Source organism: Haloferax sp. S1W (genome assembly GCF_044593955.1).
GTDB lineage: Archaea > Halobacteriota > Halobacteria > Halobacteriales > Haloferacaceae > Haloferax.
Map to the genome: position 1 here is coordinate 1,125,337 of NZ_CP172595.1, position 21,687 is coordinate 1,147,023.

22 protein-coding genes and 1 pseudogene are annotated in these 21,687 nt (G+C 64.2%); 11 read left to right on the forward strand and 12 right to left on the reverse strand.

The window, feature by feature from the left end:
- Positions 1–78 precede the first annotated feature (78 nt).
- A pseudogene (locus ACH9L7_RS05875) lies at positions 79–1,491 on the reverse strand (PAS domain S-box protein); the annotation flags it as partial.
- Positions 1,492–2,102: 611 nt separating this feature from the next.
- Here ACH9L7_RS05875 and ACH9L7_RS05880 point away from each other — a divergent pair.
- Together ACH9L7_RS05880 and ACH9L7_RS05885 are read left to right on the forward strand one after the other, a co-directional pair.
- A complete protein-coding gene (locus tag ACH9L7_RS05880; protein ID WP_396612801.1) occupies positions 2,103–2,438 on the forward strand; it encodes a UPF0058 family protein in 336 nt (111 codons plus the stop codon).
- Positions 2,439–2,503: 65 nt separating this feature from the next.
- Positions 2,504–4,246 (forward strand): DNA mismatch repair protein, encoded by a 1,743-nt coding sequence (locus ACH9L7_RS05885; protein ID WP_396612802.1) that lies wholly within the window; start codon positions 2,504–2,506, stop codon positions 4,244–4,246.
- 38 nt (positions 4,247–4,284) lie between these two features.
- On the opposite strand, the gene ACH9L7_RS05890 is transcribed toward ACH9L7_RS05885, so the two are convergent.
- Positions 4,285–4,506 carry a hypothetical protein gene (locus tag ACH9L7_RS05890; protein ID WP_396612803.1) on the reverse strand — a complete coding sequence of 74 codons (222 nt, stop codon included), beginning with the start codon at positions 4,504–4,506 and terminating at the stop codon, positions 4,285–4,287.
- Between the two features lie 242 nt (positions 4,507–4,748).
- Here ACH9L7_RS05890 and ACH9L7_RS05895 point away from each other — a divergent pair, with 242 nt between their 5' ends.
- A complete protein-coding gene (locus ACH9L7_RS05895; protein WP_396612804.1) occupies positions 4,749–4,937 on the forward strand; it encodes a hypothetical protein in 189 nt (62 codons plus the stop codon).
- A 24-nt stretch (positions 4,938–4,961) separates the two neighbouring features.
- Here the strand turns inward: ACH9L7_RS05895 and ACH9L7_RS05900 are convergent, their stop codons facing one another.
- From ACH9L7_RS05900 to ACH9L7_RS05910, 3 genes are all read right to left on the reverse strand, one after another.
- Positions 4,962–7,316, reverse strand: a complete 2,355-nt coding sequence (locus tag ACH9L7_RS05900; RefSeq protein WP_396612805.1) for an ATP-dependent DNA helicase — start codon at positions 7,314–7,316, stop codon at positions 4,962–4,964.
- Between the two features lie 78 nt (positions 7,317–7,394).
- Positions 7,395–7,790: an ArsR/SmtB family transcription factor gene (locus ACH9L7_RS05905; RefSeq protein WP_396612806.1), complete on the reverse strand. Its 396-nt coding sequence runs from the start codon at positions 7,788–7,790 to the stop codon at positions 7,395–7,397.
- A 44-nt stretch (positions 7,791–7,834) separates the two neighbouring features.
- Positions 7,835–9,019 carry an MFS transporter gene (locus ACH9L7_RS05910; RefSeq protein ID WP_396612807.1) on the reverse strand — a complete coding sequence of 395 codons (1,185 nt, stop codon included), beginning with the start codon at positions 9,017–9,019 and terminating at the stop codon, positions 7,835–7,837.
- 124 nt (positions 9,020–9,143) lie between these two features.
- Here ACH9L7_RS05910 and ACH9L7_RS05915 point away from each other — a divergent pair, with 124 nt between their 5' ends.
- Both ACH9L7_RS05915 and moaC read left to right on the forward strand, forming a co-directional pair.
- On the forward strand, positions 9,144–10,559 hold the full coding sequence (locus tag ACH9L7_RS05915) for an NAD(P)H-hydrate dehydratase (RefSeq protein ID WP_396613227.1): 1,416 nt from the start codon (positions 9,144–9,146) through the stop codon (positions 10,557–10,559).
- Complete coding sequence (gene moaC / locus ACH9L7_RS05920) at positions 10,556–11,059, forward strand: cyclic pyranopterin monophosphate synthase MoaC (protein ID WP_396612808.1); 504 nt, start codon at positions 10,556–10,558, stop codon at positions 11,057–11,059. The genes ACH9L7_RS05915 and moaC overlap by 4 nt, the downstream gene beginning before the upstream one ends.
- 39 nt (positions 11,060–11,098) lie before the next feature.
- Here the strand turns inward: moaC and hflX are convergent, their stop codons facing one another.
- Positions 11,099–12,397, reverse strand: a complete 1,299-nt coding sequence (hflX, locus tag ACH9L7_RS05925; protein ID WP_396612809.1) for a GTPase HflX — start codon at positions 12,395–12,397, stop codon at positions 11,099–11,101.
- A 246-nt stretch (positions 12,398–12,643) separates the two neighbouring features.
- On the opposite strand from hflX, the gene ACH9L7_RS05930 reads away from it, so the two are divergent.
- On the forward strand, positions 12,644–12,973 hold the full coding sequence (locus ACH9L7_RS05930; RefSeq protein WP_007539889.1) for an FUN14 domain-containing protein: 330 nt from the start codon (positions 12,644–12,646) through the stop codon (positions 12,971–12,973).
- Positions 12,974–13,015: 42 nt separating this feature from the next.
- Here the strand turns inward: ACH9L7_RS05930 and ACH9L7_RS05935 are convergent, their stop codons facing one another.
- Positions 13,016–13,732, reverse strand: a complete 717-nt coding sequence (locus tag ACH9L7_RS05935; RefSeq protein WP_396612810.1) for a ribosome assembly factor SBDS — start codon at positions 13,730–13,732, stop codon at positions 13,016–13,018.
- A 125-nt stretch (positions 13,733–13,857) separates the two neighbouring features.
- On the opposite strand from ACH9L7_RS05935, the gene ACH9L7_RS05940 reads away from it, so the two are divergent.
- On the forward strand, positions 13,858–14,172 hold the full coding sequence (locus tag ACH9L7_RS05940) for a NifU family protein (protein WP_396612811.1): 315 nt from the start codon (positions 13,858–13,860) through the stop codon (positions 14,170–14,172).
- 117 nt (positions 14,173–14,289) lie between these two features.
- On the opposite strand, the gene trxA is transcribed toward ACH9L7_RS05940, so the two are convergent.
- Both trxA and ACH9L7_RS05950 read right to left on the reverse strand, forming a co-directional pair.
- The gene (trxA, locus tag ACH9L7_RS05945) at positions 14,290–14,625 is read right to left on the reverse strand and encodes a thioredoxin (protein ID WP_396612812.1); all 336 of its coding nucleotides are present in this window, start codon (positions 14,623–14,625) and stop codon (positions 14,290–14,292) included.
- Positions 14,626–14,745: 120 nt separating this feature from the next.
- A complete protein-coding gene (locus ACH9L7_RS05950) occupies positions 14,746–15,405 on the reverse strand; it encodes a 2,5-diamino-6-(ribosylamino)-4(3H)-pyrimidinone 5'-phosphate reductase (RefSeq protein WP_396612813.1) in 660 nt (219 codons plus the stop codon).
- 111 nt (positions 15,406–15,516) lie between these two features.
- Between ACH9L7_RS05950 and ACH9L7_RS05955 the strand changes: the two genes are divergently transcribed.
- Complete coding sequence (locus ACH9L7_RS05955; RefSeq protein ID WP_396613228.1) at positions 15,517–16,557, forward strand: glycosyltransferase family 4 protein; 1,041 nt, start codon at positions 15,517–15,519, stop codon at positions 16,555–16,557.
- A gap of 13 nt (positions 16,558–16,570) precedes the next feature.
- Here the strand turns inward: ACH9L7_RS05955 and ACH9L7_RS05960 are convergent, their stop codons facing one another.
- The gene (locus tag ACH9L7_RS05960; protein WP_396612814.1) at positions 16,571–16,933 is read right to left on the reverse strand and encodes a hypothetical protein; all 363 of its coding nucleotides are present in this window, start codon (positions 16,931–16,933) and stop codon (positions 16,571–16,573) included.
- Positions 16,934–17,068: 135 nt separating this feature from the next.
- Between ACH9L7_RS05960 and ACH9L7_RS05965 the strand changes: the two genes are divergently transcribed.
- The 3 genes from ACH9L7_RS05965 to ACH9L7_RS05975 are packed head-to-tail and all read left to right on the forward strand — an operon-like array spanning position 17,069 to position 21,040.
- Entirely contained in the window at positions 17,069–18,349 is a 1,281-nt protein-coding gene (locus tag ACH9L7_RS05965) for a Single-stranded DNA binding protein (RefSeq protein ID WP_396612815.1), read from the forward strand.
- On the forward strand, positions 18,346–20,253 hold the full coding sequence (locus tag ACH9L7_RS05970) for a rpa-associated protein (RefSeq protein ID WP_396612816.1): 1,908 nt from the start codon (positions 18,346–18,348) through the stop codon (positions 20,251–20,253). The genes ACH9L7_RS05965 and ACH9L7_RS05970 overlap by 4 nt, the downstream gene beginning before the upstream one ends.
- Before the next feature lie 4 nt (positions 20,254–20,257).
- Entirely contained in the window at positions 20,258–21,040 is a 783-nt protein-coding gene (locus ACH9L7_RS05975) for a metallophosphoesterase (protein ID WP_396612817.1), read from the forward strand.
- A 23-nt stretch (positions 21,041–21,063) separates the two neighbouring features.
- On the opposite strand, the gene ACH9L7_RS05980 is transcribed toward ACH9L7_RS05975, so the two are convergent.
- Positions 21,064–21,342: a hypothetical protein gene (locus ACH9L7_RS05980; RefSeq protein WP_396612818.1), complete on the reverse strand. Its 279-nt coding sequence runs from the start codon at positions 21,340–21,342 to the stop codon at positions 21,064–21,066.
- 34 nt (positions 21,343–21,376) lie between these two features.
- Positions 21,377–21,655: a hypothetical protein gene (locus ACH9L7_RS05985; protein WP_396612819.1), complete on the reverse strand. Its 279-nt coding sequence runs from the start codon at positions 21,653–21,655 to the stop codon at positions 21,377–21,379.
- Between the last annotated feature and the right edge of the window lie 32 nt (positions 21,656–21,687).

Genomic DNA, 21,687 nt, shown 5'->3' on the forward strand with positions numbered 1-21,687 from the left:
TCTCAGTGTATAGATATATATCTGGCCATCGTTCGAGGCGTATTTTAGCCAAAATAAACGTCACATTTCGCCGCCGTTTCAGTCGGTAGCTGTTCGCGGGAGTGTCACGACGAACGTCGACCCGGCGGGGTCGTTGTCCTCGATGCGAATCTCGCCACCGTATCCCTCGACGATTTCTCTAACGAGAAAGAGCCCGAATCCGCTGCTCGGATTCGACAGGTCTTCGATACGTTTGTCGACGATGCGGTGTTTCTCTTCGTCGGGGATTCCCGGGCCGTTGTCCGAGACACGGAGTTCGACCACGCCGTCGCCCGCTGCGATATCGAGGTCGACGGTCGGGTCGGCCGCGTCGTTGTGCTGAATCGCGTTCGTCAGGAGTTGTTCGACGACTTCGTCGAGTAGGTCGTCGGCCCAGACCGAGATGTGCGGAATCGCGCCGACAGACACGTCTGCATCCGGGTTGTCGGCACGCACGTTCGCAACGCACTCTTCGACGGTTTTCGGGAGCGACCGCGGTTCGAACTCGTGGGCCTCGTCTTCGACGATGACGTTCATGAACGTCCGCATGGTCCCGACGAGGTCCGTCATCTCGTCGACCCGGTTGCGGACTGTCTCCAGGTGCGTCTGGCCTGCATCGTCCACGAAGTCGCCGAGGATGTCGGCGCGCGCGCCGACCACGTTGAGACCGTTCAACAGGTTGTGCCGAATGACGCGGTTGACGAACTCCAGTCGCTCTTGTTCGCGTCGGAGTTCCCTAGCCCGTTCCTTTCGGACGGTGATATCGTGGCCTTCGGGGACGATGAGACTGACCTCACCGTCGTCGTCGTAGACGGGTGTCAAAGAGAAGTCGATGGTTATCGGGCGCTTGACGCCTCCCTCATCTGTGTCGTCGATTTCGACCTCGTATCTGACGAATTCACCGGACGCCGCCCGCGAGAGAGCGTCTTTCAGTTTCGCAATTCGTTCGTCGTCACCTCGCCACCACGGGGTCTCCCAGACTGGACGGCCGAGGATGTCGCCGCGCTCCTCATCGATGAGTTGGAGCGCGGCGTCGTTCACGCGGAGCACCGTCCCCTCGGTGTCGAGCAGTCCCATGAACTGAAACGTGCTGTTGAAGACGGCGTCCAGTTGGCGTTCGCGGCGCTTTCGGTCGGTCATGTCGCGGGTCACCTTCGCAAATCCGCGAACCGACCCGTCGGCGTCGGTCAGCGCGGTGATGACGACTGACGCCCAAAATTGGGTGCCGTCGGCGCGAACGCGCCATCCCTCGTCTTCGACCCGGCCGTTCGTTCGCGCTGTGTCGAGCAACTCCTCGGGGCGGCCGCGCTCACGGTCCTCGTCGGTGTAGAACGTCCTGATGTGCTCGCCGAGAATTTCGTCGGTCGCGTACCCCTTGATGGCTTCCGCGCCGCGGTTCCACGTTTCGACGTGCCCCGACGCGTCGAGTTGGAAGAGTGCGTACTCCTCGATGTCGGCGACGATTCGCTCGAACTCCTCGCGTTGCCGGTCAAGCACCTCGCGCGTGTGCCCCGACTCGTTCACGTCCGTGTCACGAGTAGCGTCGTCGTCGTTCGGCGTCGAGCGCGAGTCGGTCATTTGGCGGCGACCCCCGACCGATACTCGCGTCCCTGTGGTCGCATACCTCCACTGGCGTGCTCCGCCACCTTGGGCGTTTCCAGAGCAGTCGGGAATTCCCTAATAGAATAGGGTCGGGAATTACTACGGAACGACCCATCCACTAAACTGGACACAGTGACCCCCCGGTCACGTCGTGCCCGCACGTCCGCAACTGAGAAGACCCCCCAACCCCCTCTTCTCGCCTCGGACGTGTCCCTGCCCAACCCTACTCCCTTCGAAACACGACCCGCTGAGAGAGTGGTCTGTCCATAGTTACTCTCTCAGCGAGTCGTCTGTCCACCGCCATTCACTGAGCGAGTCGTACGTCGTCCTGACTAAATCTGAAACTCCAGAGTCGTTTCTTCTGAGAGACATGATTTATACGTGTCTAACCGACGTACATTCATTTCTAGTTGAGACAGATTAAAGACTAAAAACACGCTTTACCGCCGGCTTTACGCCAGATGAGCACGTATGTGCGATTCATGAAGAAAAACGAACTAATTCACATGCACACACTACTGGTCGAGATAGCGACGGACTTCCTCGAACGGGGAGTCGCCACACCGGACGACCTCGATGCGTACAACCACCTCGAAATCGGACCGATGGCGCTCAGGTCGTGCCGGGCAGACCACGAACTCGCAGTACGGACCCTCACCACCGCGCTTGCGACTTGTGCTGCTCACAATATCGGCCAAGACACTGCGGCGGTCCCGGGCCAGTATCTGTTGGGACCGCCAACTGAAACAGACGCGGCAGAGACAACAGAGGCGACAAAGAGACCCGATTCGACGGACCAACGCGTCGCCTCGAACTAGCCCCTCTCCTCGGTCGCGTGACTGCACGACGGATAACCTAAGACACATCGGTGTGACCGGCCGGTATGCGACTCGAAGACTACTGGGGGGTCGGTCCGAAAACGTCGGCCCGCTTGGAATCGGCACTCGGCAGGGAGGGCGCGGTTGCCGCCATCGAGTCGGCCGACGTTCGTGCGCTCGTCGAAGCGGGGGTCACCCGCGGACGGGCGGTGCGTATTCTCCGGCGTGCAAACGGAAAAAGCGGCATCGACGCCCTTGCGACCCGTGACGCGAGGGATGTCTACGACGACTTACTCACGCTTGCAAGCGAGTGCGCCGTAACGGAACACGCCGCCGACCGAATTCGGGTTTTGACGCCGCGTCCGACAATCGAGGCCCGCCGCGACCGACTCGACCGAGTGCTCGCGGCCCGTGACGCGTGGGCGCGTCTGGACGCCGAGGCGCGAACCGCCGTGAGAGAGGCGTTCGACGCCTACGACGAGGCCGGTGAGACGGAACGTGCCGCAGTCAAGACCGCGCTCGAACTCCGCGACGCTGGACTCCGCGGTGAGACGTTCGAGGCGCTCGACGAGGCGGACCCGGACGCGCTCCGCGATGCGCTCGGTGCCCTCGGCTACGTCGCTCCTGACGGGTCGGTGTCACCCGGTGCCGACGACCGACTCGACCGAATGCGCGACCGACTGGAGACGCTCCAGACCCTCGAATCGGGGGCGTTCGACGTGCTCGAAACGATTCAGGAGCGCGGCGTTCGGTCGCTCGACGATTTCCGGGCGGCGTTCGTCGAGTACGTCTCTCACGAGACGGACCTCTCGCGGGGCGAGGTCGAATCGGCCGCCGCCGCGGACGCCCGCGACGCTGCTGACTTCGTGAGCACGTCGCTCCGGGCGCTCGTGGACGAACTCGAAGCCGACGTGAAATCACGGGAAGAGACCGTGGCCGAGGAGCTTCGGGACCGCATCTGGGCCGCCCGTGACGACGTTGACGTTGCCGTCGAAGCCGTCGACGACGTGGCACTGTCGCTGTCGCTCGCCCGCTTTGCAGACGAATACGACCTCTCGGAACCGACACTCGCCGAGACGGGGTTGGCAGTGTGCGGCGCGCGGAATCTCTTTCTCGACGACCCGCAGCCAATCTCCTACGCCGTCGGCGACCACGACCTTTCGTGTTCGTCGGGTGTCGTCCCGCCGAGTGGTGACCGCGTCTCCGTCTTGACAGGCGCGAACAGCGGTGGGAAGACCACATTGCTGGAAACGCTCTCGCAGGTGGCCATCCTCGCGTCGATGGGGCTTCCGGTCCCCGCCGAATCGGCAGTTGTCGGCCGATTCGACGCACTGGTGTTCCACCGGCGACACGCGAGTTTCAACGCGGGCGTCCTCGAATCGACGCTCAAATCCATCGTGCCGCCGCTTTCGGGCGACGGGCGGACCATGATGCTCGTCGACGAGTTCGAGGCCATCACCGAACCGGGCCGCGCGGCCGACCTGCTCAACGGCTTGGTGAACCTCACCGTCGAACGCGACGCCTTCGGCGTCTACGTGACGCACCTCGCGGACGAGCTTAGCCCGCTCCCGCCGGAGGCACGCATCGACGGTATCTTCGCAGAAGGGCTGACCGAATCGCTGGAACTCCGCGTCGATTACCAACCACGGTTCGGCACCGTCGGCAAGTCCACGCCTGAGTTCATCGTCTCGCGGTTGGTTGCGAACGCCCGCGGCCGGGCCGAGCGCGCAGGATTCGAAGCGCTTGCGGCGGCCGTCGGAGAAGAAGCGGTACAGAAGACCCTCTCGGATGCGGAGTTCACGGACTGACGACGCCTGTGTCCCCGGCTACGGGGCGTCGCGTCCAGTCACCGCATCTCTTCGAGCGAGACGAAGGCGTCGGCGTTAGCGGTCAACCACGCCTCGATTTGGTCGCAGCAACTGTCCCGCCGCGGATACACCGTCACCTGGTCGGAGCCTTCTCGGTAGTTTACGACGACGCTGTGAAGGAAGGTCCCCTCGGACGTATCCGGTTCGAAGCGGTCTGTATTCCCTGCAACCGAGTCTTGGTGAGCGGGCATTTCGGACATTCGCCGTCGCATATACAGAGGGGACGGTGATTACATAACTTTCACTAAGTGTGGTATACATTGCCAATACCTCGTGGTACCAGCACGTTGCCGAGGGGTCTAGACGAGTGTGAAACATAGTCGCGGGTGGTGGTTGCACCTGTTTCGTCGGCGGGAAGCGGTGGTACCGTCGCCGATTCCCGGTGGGCGACTTCTGCCGCCGGAGTCGGGTTGAAGTACGCGGCCACGCCACATGCGTCTCAATGGTCGACCCGACATCTGACTTAGAAGAGGACATAGACCCAGACGACGCCCCGACGTGTGCGACGTGCGGTGAGCCAATCGTAAACGCCCCAACCCACCGTGTCGTCACGTGGGTCGACGACGGGGAGGCACGACAGCGACACTTCTGTGACGAAGCGTGTCGAGAGGACTGGGACGACGAGCGGTAGCCCGGCCGCAGTACGAAACGAGGGCTATTCCACGCCCGACCAGAACTGGTCGAGCGCGAACCCGAGCATATCAGGACTCACCGGGCGGAACTCCTCGCACTCTTCTTCCGGGAAGTATTCGCGTACGCCGTTCCACGAGTCGCGGGCGTAGCGAGCGTCCACGAGGACTCGCACGCCGACTTCGTCCCAGCCACGGATGACGCGCCCGAGCGCCTGCCGGGCCTTTCGGACGGCGGGGACGGTCAGTGCAGTCTCGAACCCATCGCCGAACTCTCTGTCGTAGGCCGTCATCACTGCGCGCGTCCGCGGCGACGACGTGTTGATGAGCGGGACACCGCAGACCACGGCGGCCGAGAGGCGGTCGCCGCTGTAATCGACACCTTCGGTCAGCGTCCCGCGGAGGCTCGTCACGAGCACCTTCGCGCCCCCGCCGAAGAAGTCGCTTTTGAGGTCTTCTGTCGCGCCATCGTCCGATGACTCGTCGAGGAGAACCGGCCGCTCGACGCGCTCGTCGAGGACGTCCGCCATCCACTCTGCTTCGGCGTAGTTGGGCATCCCGACGAGGACGTTTCCGGGCGAGCGTCGGCAGACTTCCACCGCAGCGTCGGCGTGGGCGAGTCGCGTGTCGTTTTCCTCGCCCGGCGCGCCGCGGTTGCTGTGGGTGAACTTCGGCACGTCGACGGCGAAACTCGCGCGATTCTCGTCGGGGAAGCCGAGTCCGTAGGTTCGCTCGGCCACCGGGCGGCCGTCGTCCACGAGGGAGTCGAGGCCGGTGACGCGCCGGAATACGTCCAGCGGTTCGAGCGTAGCGCTCATCAGGACGCCACCGCCGAAGTCGGCGAGTCGTTCGGCGATTGCCTCACCCGGAACGCAGTTGTGGACCGAGAGGCGGGCGTTGTAGGCGCGTCGCCACGACTCGGGCGGTTCCATCTCGTCCCACGTCCGTTCGAGGTCGATTTCGCGGAAGTACCGCTCGTGGTCGGCGTAGGCCCACGTGGCGAGTGCGCGGCCTGCGGCGGGGGCAGCCCTGCGCTTGTCCTCTTCTTCGACCGAGTCGAGGATGCGGGCGACGGCCGACCCCGTGGCTTCGGCGCGAACCCACGTCCCCTCGTCGTAGCCGTTCGACTCGGCCCATTCGGTGAGTTCGTCCACGGCGGGTTCTTCGGGGTCACGAAGGGGAATCTCCTCGTCTGTGAGTTCGGTCACGTCCGCGCGCCACCCGACGTACTCGGTGTCGAGATAGGCGGTCACGCGGCGGTCGAGTTCCTCGCGGAGGTCGCGGATGAAGTCTCGTGTCTCCTTCAGTTCACGGAGCGTCACGTCGGCTTCCTGTAACTCGCCGCGGACGAGGTCAGCGTCGGCGGTGGACTTCCCCGCGTCGTCGAACTCGACGGGTTGGATGACGCGAGTGTATTCGCTTTCGGCGTCGCGGAGAGTTCGGTCGCCGACGCCGACGGAGACGAGGTCACGGACGCGCGGTTCGAGCATGTGCGCCTCGTCGCAGATGACGAACGTGGAGTCGTCGACGAGCGGGCCGGTGAACGTCCCGACCGTCGTCGGGTCGAACGCGTGGTAGTAGTTGCCGACGACGACTTCGATGTGGGACAACAGTGCGCCCATCACAGAGTGCGGACAGGAGCCCGCACCGGCAGCGAGGGACACGAGGTCTTCGGGCGTGATGAGTCCCTTGTCGTCGAACTCGAAGGGGACGGCCTCCACGGGGTCGCCGTCCTCGGGGAGGTCGGCGAGGAAGTTCGCATAGAAGGGGCAGTACTCCACGTCTTCGTACTCGGGCATCGACTTCGGGTACGGCGTCGGTTCGCCCGCGGTGTCGAGGTAGGAGGGACCAGCGGCCGACGAACCAGTGTCGAGGAGGCCCGTCTGCTGCTCGCGGGCGTCTTTCGCCAGCGCCTCTGCGCTCGTCCTGCCGCCGTCGCCGACGAGGCCGCGGGTTCGGTCGCGGAGGCCTTCACATCGGTCGTAGACGGTCGATTCGTCGATGCCACCGCATCGTTCCCTACTGTACGGACACACGTCGGCCTTCCCGACGAGCGTGAGGCCGGAGACGGGTTTCCACTCGTCGGGGAGGTTCTCGTTGATGGTGCGGAGGTCGGCTTCGAACTGCCGGAGTTGCTGTTTGACGCTCGTGAGGACGAACACGCGGTCGTAATCGGAGTCGGGGTCGCGCACGAGTTCGATACCGGCGGTGAGTGCCAGCATCGTCTTGCCAGTCCCGCACGCGCCTTCGACGACCGTGAAACCGTCGTCTCGGGCGGTTGCTATCGCAGTCTCGATTCCGTCGGCTTGCTCCGGGTACGCCTCCGGGTGGCCGAACACCTCCTGCCAGGTCACGCTCTCAGGTCCAGTTGGGACGGCCATAGGGATGTCGGTGACTGGCCGTGGTTTCGTATTTGAATGTTTGCGGTGGCGGGGGGTGCCTCTTCCTCGCCGGCCGAACTACTCTAAAAAGGACTCGATTGCGTCGACGATGCCTTCTCGCGCACCGTCGTCGCTGATGCCGCCGACACAGACGACAAACGGGTCGTCGGTCGGAGCATACACTTTCATTTCGCGGCCCTTCTCGGAGTACCGCGTTCCAGCAAGTCGGACCAACTCGGCGTCTTCGAGGTTGCCGAGGTGGTGTCTCACGTTCTGAATCGACGTATCGACCGATTCAGCGAGCTCCGCTGCTGTTGCGGGGGAATCGTGTAAGCAGGATAGTATCTCCCGTGCTGTCGCACACGAGAGGCTCCCGATGAGTTCTTCCGTCTCCTCGTCGTCAAACAAGTGGACGCGCGGCGACCCCTCACCACCGAGTTCTACGTCGCCGTTGGACGGTAACAACCCTGACACGATATCAACAAAATGAAGGGTAGGTAGTAAACCGTTTCGGAGAGCTACGTAGACGTGCTAGCACCTCGATTTACGCCCGGTAACCGATTCACTGTGTAGAGCACCGCCAGCAGTGCGACACTGACGACCAACGCGCTGGCGAGCGTCTGGAAGACGAACTCGAACGGGTAGTTCGCCTCGGTCAGAAACCCGACAACACCGCTGCCGTTGGCCTCCAAGAGCAGCGCCGCACCGCTGAAGATGGCGTAGGCGCTGCCACGCACGTCGCTCGGAAGCGACGAGAGCATGAACGTATCCAGCGCGGGAAACAGGCTGTGGATGACGTAGCCGAGGACGGCGATGACGACTGCAACCGCGAGGAATCCCTGTGCGACGGTCAGGGCAAAGAGCGCCCCCGAGAACGCCACGAGGAGGGCGAAGATGTAGGGGACGTGCGGGAGTTTGTCGGCGAGGCGACCCGAAAGCGAGAATGCCGGGACGCCCGCAGCGAAGACGATAGTGAGCATCGTGCTCGCTTCCGTCGGCCCGAACCCTTTCGCCTGCGTCATGTACGAGACGAGGAAGTTGAACAGGCCCTGCCAGATGAAGCCAGCGGGGGCGATAAGGAGGATGCCCGTGAGGATGACCTTCCAGTGGCCGAGTGCGGCCATGAAGTTCCGGTCCGCGCCGGTCGTTGCGTCCATGCTCCCGTCGCGGGAGACGACCACCAGGAGAAGCGTCACGGCCGCCGCCGCGACCGAGAGCGCCCAGAACGTCTCGCGCCACGAGAAGGTGGCGAGGATGGCGACGACGATGGGGGCGGCGGCGACGGCGGCGACCTGACTGGCCGTCCCGTGGATGCCGACCATCCGGCCGACGCGCTCGGGGAACAGTTCACCGATGAGCGGAACTGCCGAGACGAAGTACGCGCCCGAGGCGACGCCGATGGCGAACGCGCCGACCTGCAACATCGGAATCGAGGTCGCGCTCGCGGTGAACGCGGACGCGAGAACGAGCAAGGTCCCAGACGCGAGGACGACGCGGTGCCGCGGGACGCGGGTGAGCAGGTATCCGACGGGAATACGCGGGAGCGCCGTCCCTAACCAGACGAGGCTGGTCACGACGCCGATGGTCGCCGGGCCGACGCCGAACTGGGTCTGAAGGGTTTCGACGAGGGGCGGAAATGCCACACGACCGAAGTTGACGAGGAAGACGAGTCCGCAGAGGGTTCCAAAGAGTCGGCGAGTCACTACCTCATCTTCATCCGGACCGGAGTCAAACGTTGCGAATCGGGACGCTAGCGAGGCGTGGTCCCGGACCACAAACGGTAACGCGGGACCGGACGAACACCAGCACATGATTACGAGTCGACGCATGGCCGCGGTCGACCTGAACGCCGAATCCCTCGGCGTCCCGCGGAAACAGCTCATGGAGTCGAGTGGGAACGCCGTCGCTCGGGTGTGCCGCGACCTCGCCGACCCCGGTTCCACGGTCGCTATTGTCGCCGGACGCGGGAACAACGGCGGCGACGCCTTCGTCACAGCCCGGTTCCTGAAGGAGTACGACGTAACTGTCCACCTGCTCGGTCGCCCCGAGACCATCTCGACGGACATCGCCCGCGAGAACTGGGACGCGCTCGTCGCCACCGAGGCGGACTGCCGAACCGTCACCGACTCGACCGGATTCGACCTCGGCGACCCGGATGTGGTTATCGACGCGATGCTCGGAACTGGCGTCACAGGTGCCCTCCGCGAACCCGAGGCGACTGCCGCCCGCGCACTCAACGATGCCGGAGCGACAGTGCTCGCCGTGGACGTTCCCTCGGGCGTCGACGCCGACACCGGTAAGGCCGCAGGCGTCGCCGTCGAGGCCGACCACGTCGTCACCTTCCACGACGACAAGCCCGGTCTCGAATCGCTCGACTGCGAGGTTACGGTCGCCGACATCGGCATTCCGGCGGCCGCCGAACTGTTCACTGGTCCCGGCGACCTGCTCGCCCTCCGGCGCGACCAGCAGAGTCACAAAGGCGACCACGGCGACGTGCTCGTCGTCGGCGGGGGTCCGTACACCGGCGCACCCGCACTCGCCGCGCAGGCCGCCCTCCGCGCCGGTGCCGACCTCGCCCGCGTTGCCTGCCCCGAACACGTCGCCCGCGAGATTCAAGGGTACTCGGAGAACCTCATCGTCTCCGGCTTCTCGGGTGACCACTTGACACCCGACCACGTTCCGGACCTCCTCGAACTCGCGGCCGACCGCGACGTGGTCGTCTTCGGCCCCGGACTCGGCAATTCAGACGAAACGCTCGACGCAGTCCGCGAGTTCCTCTCCGACTACGACGGAATCGCAGTCGTCGATGCCGACGCGCTACAGGTCGTCCCCGACGTGGACACCGAGGCGACGCTCGTCTGTACGCCGCATCAGGGCGAACTGCAGAAGATGGGCGGCGAGACGGCCGACGACTGGCGCGACCGGACCGACCTCGTCCGCGACTTCGCTGCCGAACTCGGCCACGTGCTCCTCGTCAAGGGTGCCTACGACGTGGTCTCCGACGGCGACGAGGTTCGCGTCAATCGCACCGGAAATCCGGGGATGACTGTCGGCGGAACCGGCGACGTGCTCGCTGGTGTGACCGGCGCGCTCGCGTGCGTCCTCCCGCCGCTCGACGCGGCCGCGGTCGCCGCCTACGCGAACGGTCGCGCGGGCGACGTTGCGGTCGAGGAGTTCGGAAGCGGTCTCGTTGCGACCGACGTGCTCGAACGTGTGCCTGCTGGAATGGAGGTGAACGAATGACGGGCGAAGACGACGCTTCCGACGAACGCGACCTGACCCACGTCGACGACGAGGGGAACGTCCAGATGGTCGATGTCGGAGCCAAACCCGACACCAAGCGGCGGGCGGTTGCTCGCGGCACGATTCACCTCAGCGAGTCCACGGTTCGGGCTATCCGCGAGGACCAAATCGGAAAAGGCGACGTCCTCGCCACTGCCCGAATCGGCGCGATTCAGGCAGTCAAACACACGTGGGAGACGATTCCGATGTGCCATCAGATTCCCATCACCAACGTGGACACCGACTTCGACGTGAGTGACGATGCGGTCTCCCTCTCTGTGGCCGTCGAGACGACGGGGAAGACGGGATGCGAGATGGAGGCCTTGGAAGGCGTCACGACCGGTCTCAACGTCGTCTGGGACATGGTGAAAGCTGCGGAGAAGGACGACAACGGCCAGTATCCGGGGACGAAAATCACGGATATCGAAGTCGTGACGAAGGAGAAACGGTCGGTCGAATGACGGAGCAGCAGTCGGTCGAATAACCCGGAACGGCGCGGCTCAGGTGTCGGCGGTAACTGACAGCGACGACGCCTTCGCCCGCGCCTTCTCGACGATTTCCGGTCGCGCTTCGAACTCGACGAGTACCTGTTCGCCTTCGTAGTCCTCGCTTTCGACGTGGGCGTGGTCGTAGAGCCACGAGACGAGACTCATCGTGTCGTCGGCCATCGGGAGTAAGAGGCGCTCGCGCTCCCACGCGGGCAGGGCGCGCTCGACGCGCTCTGTCAACTCCTCGATGTTCTCGCCGGTGAGTCCGGAGACGGGAACCGGATTCGGCGCGAGCGCCGAAAGCGCCGCCCGCTTTTCTTCGAGTTCCTCGTCGTCGACCTTGTCCACCTTGTTGAACACGGTCACGATGGGCGCTTCGTTGCGCTCGTAGAGCGTGTCGTGACTCGTGACCAGTTTCTCCCGCATTTCTTCGAGCGGTTCGGAGGCATCCACTACGAGCAAGACGAGGTCGGCGCGGTAGACCGAATCGAGCGTGGACTTGAACGACTCGACAAGCCAGTGCGGCAGGTCGGAGATGAACCCGACGGTGTCGGTCAGAAGCACGTCTCGTTTCCCGGTCTCGGCGCGGCGGGTCGTCGTCCCGAGCGTCGTGAACAACTTGTCTTCTGACTCGGCGGTCGGGTCGAGGTCGGGGTGTAAGTCGTCGTTTTGGCCGACTTCGAGGTCGGCGGCGAGACGCTGCATGAGCGTCGACTTCCCGGCGTTCGTGTATCCGGCGAGGGCCACGAGGTCGAACCCAGACTCCCGACGCTGCTCGCGCCGCGTCTCTTCTTTCTCGGCGATGGCGTCGAGTTCGTTCTTGATGCGCGAAATCTGGGCTTTGATGTCGCGCTCGCGGCTCTCGTCGTATTCGCCGAGGCCCATGAACCCCGGTCGTTCATCGCGCTTCGCCAGCGACGCCTTCGCCTCGGCGCGCGGAAGTTCGTAGCGCAACTCGGCGAGTTCGACCTGTAACTGCGCTTTGCGCGTGCTCGCTCGCTGTCCGAAAATCTCGAGGATGAGCGTAAAGCGGTCGATGACCTCGGTGTCTGCGGGGAGTTTCTGGCCGATGTTGTACGTCTGGTACGGCCCCAGTCGGTTGTCGATGACGACGGCCCCCGCGTCCTCACGAGCGACGAGCGACGCTAACTCTTCGACTTTTCCTTCACCGAAGTGGTATGCGGGGTCCTCGTCGCGGGTTTGCGTGAGGCTCCCGACAACGTCGTAGCCAGCCGCTCGCGCGAGGTCTGTAATCTCTGAGAGGTCGGCGTCACCCCTATCGGCGCGCTTCGCGATGACGACGCGAGTCATCGCCGTCCCCTGTTTGTCTGGTATGTCGCCTGCACTGTGTCGGTGTACTCTTGCCAGCGGAGGCACTTAAGCCCCCCTCGGGTCGGTTCACACGATGAGATGGCGTCCCGTCACCTCCGATTCCATACATTTGGTAACACGTGACGCACCTTGTAGGTTACTCGCGTTCGACGAGACAGTCGCCACCGCTATCGGGAGGCGCAGTTCCCACAAATCACTTATACGAATACGCAGGATGTTCGGCGTATGGACCCCTTGCAACTGAGCATCGACCCGCAACAACTCGGTCTCGAATTCGGAAGCGGGGCCGTCGTCGGCGGCATCATCGGGTTCGCCGCCAAGAAAGTGGCAAAGCTCATCGCCGTCATCGTCGGCCTCGAACTCGCCGTGTTCAAGTTCCTCGAATCGCGTGGCATCATCACCGTCGACTGGGAACGCCTCACTGGCGGCCTCGTGAGCGCGACGCAGGACGCCGCAACCGGCGCACCGCCGGATTGGATTTCGACCATCCTCTCGACGCTCTCTATTTCGGCTGGCTTCTCCGGCGGCTTCCTCGTCGGCTTCAAAAAAGGGTAATCGCGGTTCGGTCGCTGTTCGCCGGTTCCGAGACCGTCGGAGTTAGAGGTCGTCTTCGTCCTTGATGATGCGCGTCTCGGCGGTGCCGCTCGTGATGTTGTTGACCTTGTCGTAGAAGTCGTTCTGCATCCCCGCAGGGAACGTGATGACGCCGACCCACGAGCCGTCGCTTTGCCACTCCTCGCGTTCAAGTTCGCCGTAACCCCGGATTTGTGCCTGTCCGCTGCCGGCGTATTCGGCCGGGAGCTGGACCGCGACCGTGACTTCGGCGAACTTGATTGGAATGACCGGTCGCAGCGCTTCTAGCGCGTCGTCAACCTGCTGTTCGACTGGCTCCATCGGGTCGATTTGGAATCCGGCTTCTTCGAGCGCGCGCTCGATGCGCTCGGGCGGGTGCGGCGTGTCGTTCATCTGCGGGTTGACCGCGTTTCGCGCGATGCGGTTGATGAGCGACCGTCGCTTCTGTTCTTGCATCTCGCGGCGCTGTTCGGCGGTGATCTGGATTTCACCCTTCTTGACGACTTCTGGAATAATCGTCAACGGGTCGGTCGTCCCGAACACCTCCTCGAGGTCGTTTTCGGCGGGGCGGTCGCCGCGGGAGGCGTCTTCGAACACGTCTTCGGCGGCGATGACATCCTCCAGGTCGCCGTCGAACTCGCCGCGTTTGATTGCCAGTGCTGCGTCGGGGTCGATGAGAACTTCGAAGCGCGCGCCGTGCGATTCTAAACGGGCGGTGACTGCTTCGTCGAGTGAAATCATAGCCGTCGATTCACTCTCCGTGGTAAAAAGCCCTCGCCGCCCGGCGAATCGTGGTGCGGAACCGGAAAAACCGCCGATTTTCCGACGAAGAAACCGTTATACTCGCAGACTGCCCACCTCCCGGTATGAGTTCACAATCGTCGGAGCAGTCGCTCGAAGAGCGCATCGAGTTGTTCATGCGCCGCAACTTCCCCCAGATTCAGATGCACGGCGGGAGCGCCGGCATCGATGCCATCGACGAGGAGTCCGGCGAGGTGTGGATTTCGCTCACCGGCGCGTGTTCCGGGTGCGGCATCTCGCCGATGACGATTCAGGCACTGAAGTCGCGGATGGTCACCGAGTTCGAAGAAATCGACGCAGTCCACGCCTCGACCGGGGGCACCTACGACGACGAACCCGGCTCCGGGTTCGAACCTGACGTTTCTGACGCGCCGTTCTGAGTCGCCGCTTTTCTCCGCTACTCGAGTTTCTCCGCTACTCGACTCCGAAGACGACCCAAGCTCTCCGCTCAGTGGACGAAAAAAGCGTGAGACCGAGACGAGGACGGCCGTGTGAGTCTACCCGAGTTGTTCGATGACTTCGACGAGGTCCTCTTTGCTCTGGACGCCGATGACCTGTTGGACCTGCTCGCCGTTGTGGTAGAACTGGAGGGTCGGGACGCTGCGAATCTGTTTGTCGCGGGCGAGTTCCTGCAGTTCGTCGATATCGACCTTTGCGACCACGGCGTCGGTTTCGTCGGCGATTTCCTCGACGGTGGGTTCGAGCATCTTGCACGGGCCACACCACTCGGCGTGGTAGTCCACGAGGACGATGTCGTGGTCGGCGACGAGTTCGTCGAGGTGGTCCGCGCTCTCGACGTGGATGGGGGTACCGGTTGCTTCGGGTGTACTCATGCAGATTCATATTGGCGCGACACTCTTACCGGTTGCGCCCGTCTGCACGGGGATGCACGACCGGGAACGTTTGATTTCTGACGGGACCCCGTCCACTCAGCTCTGACGAGGGCTGTCCGCTCAGCAGTCGTACGTCAGCAACACTCCGTCGTCGACGCGTTCCACCCCCCGAAGCGAGAGTCGGGGGTACGAATCGACGAATCCGTCGCCGTCTGCGAGTGTCGGCGCGTCGCGGCCGCCGATAACCATCGACCCGACGTAGAGCGTGAGTTCGTCCACGAGGCCGTCGTCGAACAGCGAGAAGATGACCTCACCGCCGCCTTCGACCATCAGTCGCTCTACGCCTGCGTCTTCGAGGGCGTCGAACGCGGCCGGAAACGAGACGCGCTCCGAACCCGCGACGACGATAGTCCCGCCTGCAGCTTCGAGTTCTCGTGTGCGGGCTTCCGGTGCCGCCTCCGAGACGAGGACGTAGGTCGTCGCCTCGTCGTCCAGAATGCGCGCGTCAGTCGGCGTTCGGGCGCGCGAGTCGGCGACGACACGTGCAGGGTGCGGACTGTCGCCATCCTCGGCACGCGCGGCGACGAGTTCCGCGTCGTCGAGCGTGAGATGTGGGTCGTCCGCGAGGACGGTGCCGACGCCAACGAGCACGGCGTCGGCGGCAGCGCGTATCCTGTCCACGCGCGCGAAGTCGTCGTCGCCGCTAATCTTGACCTGCTCGCGTCTCCGAGAGGAGAGTTTTCCGTCGACGCTCGTGGCGGCGTTCACGTGGACGTGCATATCCGCGAGTCGCGCGGGCGGCGAAAACGCCTTTCGGTGACGGAATCGAGCAGAGAGGAATTAAATAGGCCACCGTGCTACATTGTGGCATCAATGGTTCCGAAGGTCCTCATGCTGGGGTGGGGGTTCCCGCCGAATGTGAGCGGCGGCCTCGACACGCACGTCGGCGAGATGTTCGAGCGTCTCGAAAAACGCGACGATGTCGAGATTGAACTCGTGTTGCCCGCCGAGTACGCCCCGGACCGTGAGGGCATCATCGGTGTACCGACAGGCGACGGCGACATCATCACGCGCATCGGCCGGTTGGGGTCGACGTTCGCCGAGCGGGCCGCAGACGCCGATATTGTCCACACGCACGACTGGTTCGGCTACGCCCCGGGGTCGCGTGCGAAGTCCACCAACGAGGATGTCGAGTGGGTTTCGACGTTCCATTCCCTGTCGTCGGACCGCAACATCGACCCGCCGCAGCGAGAAGTCGAAACCGAGCGCCGAGTCGTCGAGCGCTGTGACCACCTCATCGCGGTGAGCGAACTCCTCGCCAACAAGGTCAAAGACGAGTACGGCGGCGACTGCCACGTCATCTACAACGGCTTTTCGGAGTGCGAGACGACCGGCCGCGACATCAAAGCCGAACTCGGAATCGACGGGAAGATGCTCTTTTTCGTCGGCCGCCACACCGACCAGAAAGGCATTGCGCACCTCGTCTACGCGCTGGAGAGACTCGACCGCGAGGACGTGACGCTCGTCATGGGCGGGTCGGGCCACCTCACTGCCCAACTCAAGCGATTCGCCGAACTGCTCGGCATCGAAGACCGTATCGAGTGGGCCGGATACGTCCCCGAGGAAGAACTGGGCGACTACTACGCTTCCGCCGACCTGTTCGTCTCGCCGTCTTTGTCCGAGCCCTTCGGCATCACAATCGTCGAAGCCCTCTCGGTCGGCACGCGCGTCGTCGCCACCGAAAGCGGGGCAGCGGAGGTACTTCCGGACGACTGCGTCATCGAAGTCGACCCTGAATCACGCTCGATTGCCGACGGTATCGAGTACGGGCTTTCGCTGGAAGGAAAACCAGAGTACGAACCATACACGTGGGACCGCGTCGTCGACGAGACGGTCGACTACTACCGCGACGTGCTCGAAGAATCCGAGTAGCGGTATCGAGAGATTACCGCAGCAGTCGCAGGTCCGTCACCGGTTCGGGGTGGCGGATTCGATAGCCGTTTCGCGTCGGAACCATGCCTTCGCGGGGCATCGTACCGCGGGCGGACTGATACGGCGAGTCGTCAGTCTGGACCGACTGGTACGGCGAGTCAGCCGGCTGGTAGGCGCTGTCGGAGCGCTGGTACGGACTGTCGCTCGATGAGTCGGCGTCGAATCCCTCGGGCGGGAGGTAGATTCGCTCGCCGGATTCTGAGTGAACGATAACCGCGGTGTCTTTGTCCCCCTCCATCACGATGGTCGTCCACCCGTTTTCGACCGTCACGGAGAACGAGACATCCTCGTCGGCACCGGCGTCGTCGGTCGTCATATGCGTTCAACGGACACGCGAACACTTAGAGATTCGCTCCGGGGTAGTGAAGCAGGCCCGATGACGCCCCGACAGGCCGTTGTCCGATGACACCCCGGCAATCCTTTTTATCCAATGGGGGCGAAGCCCTCACCGATGGAAATCGACCACCATGCCGAGGAGCTTGCCTCCGCCCTCGGTGTCGACAAAGAGGAGGTCAAAAGCGACCTGCAGAACCTCTTGCAGTACAGCGTCCCACTGGACGAAGCGAAACAGAGCGTCCGCCGAAAACACGGCGGTGGCTCCTCGGGGAGCGACGCCCCGCCGTCGGCCAAGCGAATCGCCGACATCGACCCCGACGACGGTAACGTCTCGGTGACGGTTCGCGTCCTCACGGTCGGCACGCGCTCTATCGTCTACCAGGGCGAATCCCAGACGATTCGCGAGGGCGAACTCGCCGACGGGTCCGGAACCATCTCCTACACCGCGTGGCAGGATTTCGGCTTCGAACCCGGCGACTCCGTCACCATCGGCAATGCGGGCGTCCGCGAGTGGGACGGCAAGCCCGAACTGAACATCGGCGCTGCATCGACCGTCGCAGTCGAGTCAGAGCCGGTCGAAACGCCCTACGACGACCGAATCGGCGGCGACGCCGACCTCATTGACCTGCAGGCCGGTGACCGCGGCCGGGTCGTCGAAGCCCAAGTGCTCGACGTCGAATCGCGCACCATCGACGGGCGGAACGGCGAGACGACCATCCTCTCGGGCGTCCTCGCGGACGAAACCGGGCGGCTCCCCTTCACTGATTGGGCACCACGCCCCGACCTGAAAGAAGGTGCGAGCCTCCGCCTCGCGGACGTGTACGTCCGCGAATTCCGCGGTGTCCCGCAGGTGAACCTCTCGGAGTTCACGACCGTCGAGGTACTCGACGACCCCGTCGAGGTCTCGGACTCCGCACCGCGTCTGAAAATCGGCGAGGCCGTTTCCGCGGGCGGCGTCTTCGACGTTGAAGTCCTCGGAAACGTCCTCGAAGTGCGCGATGGCTCCGGTCTCATCGAGCGCTGTCCCGACTGTAGCCGCGTCCTCCAAAACGGCCAGTGTCGCCAGCACGGCGATGTCGACGGCGAGGACGACATGCGCGTCAAGGCGATTCTCGACGATGGCACGGGAACCGTAACGGCCATTCTCGACCGCGACCTGACTGAAGCGGTCTACGGCGGCACGATGGAAGACGCGATGACCGCCGCCCGCGAGGCGATGGACAAGGAAGTCGTCGCCGACGACATCGCGTCCACACTCGTCGGTCGCGAATACCGCGTCCGCGGGAACCTCTCTGTGGACGAGTACGGCGCGAATCTCGAAGCCGACGAGTTCGAGGAGACTGACGACGACCCGGCTAAACGTGCTGCGGCCCTCCTCACGGAGGTGGGCGCATGAGTTCGTCGCCGGTCGTCGGAACGCGCGAAGTTGCCTACCGCGTCTTCGCCACCGAGTTCGACGACGCGTCGCTGTCGTACTCCGAGAGCGACGAGGAGCGCGCCCCGAACTACGTGGTCACACCGACGGGCGCGCGCCTCAACCGGACGTTCGTTGCGGGCGTCCTCACGGAAGTCGAACCCGTCAACGACGAAGTGCTCCGCGGCCGCGTGGCGGACCCGACGGGCGCGTTCGTCACCTACGCCGGGCAGTACCAACCCGAGGCGATGGCGTTCCTCGAACAGACGACGCCACCCGCCTTCGTCGCGCTCACCGGAAAGGCGCGAACCTACGAACCCGACGACTCCGACGTGGTCTTCACGTCGGTTCGCCCCGAGAGCGTCAACGACGTGGACGCCGACGTCCGCGACCGCTGGGTCGTCACCGCGGCCGAATCGACGCTCCACCGCATCGCGGTCTTCGACGAGGCGCTCTCGATGCCGTACCGCGGCGAGAGCCTCCAGACGGCGCTGGAAGCCCGCGGCGTCGACCCGACACTGGCGGCCGGGATTCCGCGCGCAATCGACCACTACGGAACGACCCGAACCTACCTCGAAGCGATGCGGGCGCTCGCCGTCCAGACGCTCGAACTCGTCGCGGGCGAACGGAAGGAGGTCGACCAGGTGACCATCTCGCCGGACGAACCCGGCGATGCGACGCTTGGCGCGCTCCCGGAACTCGACCTCGAACCTGCCGACGCGGTCGATATCGAGGCATCTGAAGCGGACGAGGTCGAGTCCGAAGAGACGGTTGTCGCAGACGACGCGGAAGCGGTTTCCGCGGACGAGTCGGTCACTGCGGACGCCACAGACGAGTCAGTCACTGCGGACGCCACAGACGAGTCAGTCACTGCGGCCGACGACGTGACCGCTGCCGACGAAGTGACCGCTACCGACGACGTGACCGCTACCGACGAGCAGCCTGCCGAATCCGCCTCCGCCGAAACCGAGGCGTCGGTGAGTGCGTCCGACTCGGACGTGACGCCGTCGGAGTCGGAACTCGACCTCGAATCGGCAGAACCCGAACCGGAACCTGCAGAATCGGAACCCGAAGAGCCAGAGCCCGAGGTCGAATCTGAACCAGCGTCTGAACAACAGACGGAGTCGTCCGACGAACTCGGCGATTTCGACGACCTCTCGTCCGAGACTACCGACGCACCGTCCGAAACGGGCGAACTGGGCGACTTCGACGACACCGACTCGGAGAACGGAGCGCTCGGCGACGACGGGTCCGAAGCAGCCGAGGCGGCCGACGGAGAACTGGGCGACTTCGGAGACACCAGCGACTCGTCCGCAACCGACGATGCGGCCGACGCGACCGATCCGAACGGAATGTACGAACTCGACGACGAGGAGCGCGCGGAAATCGAATCCGAGTTCGGCACCGAGTTCACGAGCGGCGCGGAGGTCGACCCCGCTGGCGAGGCGGATATCGACGTGCCCGACGTTGACGAACTCGAAGACGAAGCCGACGCGGAACCGACGACGGAGTCCGAGCCGGTCAGCGAGGAACCGACGCTCGACGTCGAATCTGAGCCGGAACCCGAACCAGCAGCAGAGCCGGAACCCGAACCGGAACCCGAACCAGCAGCGGAGCCGGAACCCGAACCAGCGAGCGACGACGGAGAGTCTGCGGCGGACGCCGAAGCGGACGACGTGTCCGTCGAGGACGTGAACCTCGAAGCGGTCGTCGTGGACGCGATGGAGCGCCTCGACGACGGCGACGGTGCCGCGCGCGATGCTGTTGTCGAGTCCGTGGTGGACGAGTACGGCGTGGACGCGGCCGCAGTCGACGACGCTATCGAGGAGGCGCTTCTCGGCGGTCGCTGCTACGAACCGAAGGAAGACGTGCTGAAGGCAATCTAAGGGCGTGTCCGACCCACTCGTCGAACCGATTCCCGGCCACCCCGCGGCAGTCGCGCGAACGACACGGCGGGGCTTTCCCGAGCGGTCGCTGGTCGTCGCCGACTACCACGCCGGTATCGAAGCAGGTCTGCGGTACGAACGGGGTGTCGAACTCCCGTCGAACGCCGCCGTCCGCCGTGAGCGACTGCTGTCGCTTCTCGACCGGACCGACGCCGACCGACTGGTCGTCCTCGGCGACCTCGGACACCGGATTTCCGGTCCGAAGGGCGACGAAGCCGAGGAACTGACCGACCTCGTGGAGGCGGTGACCGACCGCGCCGAGATGACGCTCGTCCCCGGCAACCACGACGGCGGCCTCGCGGAGTTCTTCGGTGACCGAGTTGAGGTGACGGATCTCACTGGCGTCCGGCTCGGCGACGTAGGCTTCTGCCACGGCCACACGTGGCCCTCGCGGGAGGTTTTGGCAGCGGACGTGGTCTGTTCGGCGCACGAACACCCGGCGGTCAGACTGGAAGACGAAGTCGGCGGCGGGCGAAAAGAGCGCGTCTGGCTTCGCGGGTCGCTCGCAGCGGAAGTGTTCGCCGACCACTTCGACGTGGACATCTCGGAGTTGGAGTGGAACGACCCCGAACTCGTCGTGTTCCCGGCGTTCAACAACACCTCCGGCGGGACGTGGGTCAACGTCCCCGGACAGGGGTTTCTCTCGCCGTTTCTGCCGGATGGGCTGGTGGATGGTGAGGCGTACCTGCTCGATGGGACACGATTGGGTGACTACGAGCGCGTGTGACCGGCGGCAGGTGCGAAGCCACGCTACGAAAAGAGAACGGCGAGAACACCGCAGACAAACACGCCGACACCTGAGACGAGGGCCAGTCGCTGCCACCCGACCCATTCTCTGAACCATTCCGGTACGTCTTCGTCACGCTCTTGGACCGCGTAGCCAACGCAGACGAGGCTTAGTAACCCGAGACCGGTACCCACGACGAGTTTCCACGTCACGAGTGCTGAGTCGCCCGCACCAAGGAAGGTGAGCGTGTTGCCGCCTATCAACCCTGCCTGCGACAGCCAGAACGTTCGTTCCGGGGTCACAGTGTCACACCATCCTCGGCGAGTGGCGGCCACATCAGGCGACCACCGAATAGAGGTCCCACGCATTTATTGCGACGTAGAGGGCTGCACTCCCCACGACGAGGTAGACGAGCGGGTCCCATTCAGTTGGGCCGTGGCCACGCTCGGGAGTCAACAGCGCGACCACAGCGACAGCGACGAGGACAGCCCCTGCGAGGGCCGAAACGAGAGTCGTTATATCGGTCTCTCCGTGGGCGATGTTCACGCCAGCACTGGCTGCTGCGGCGAGCCCGAAGCACACGAACGAGACCCAATAGACGCGATTCGGGGACACGGACGAAATTGATTCACTGTCGACATGAACCC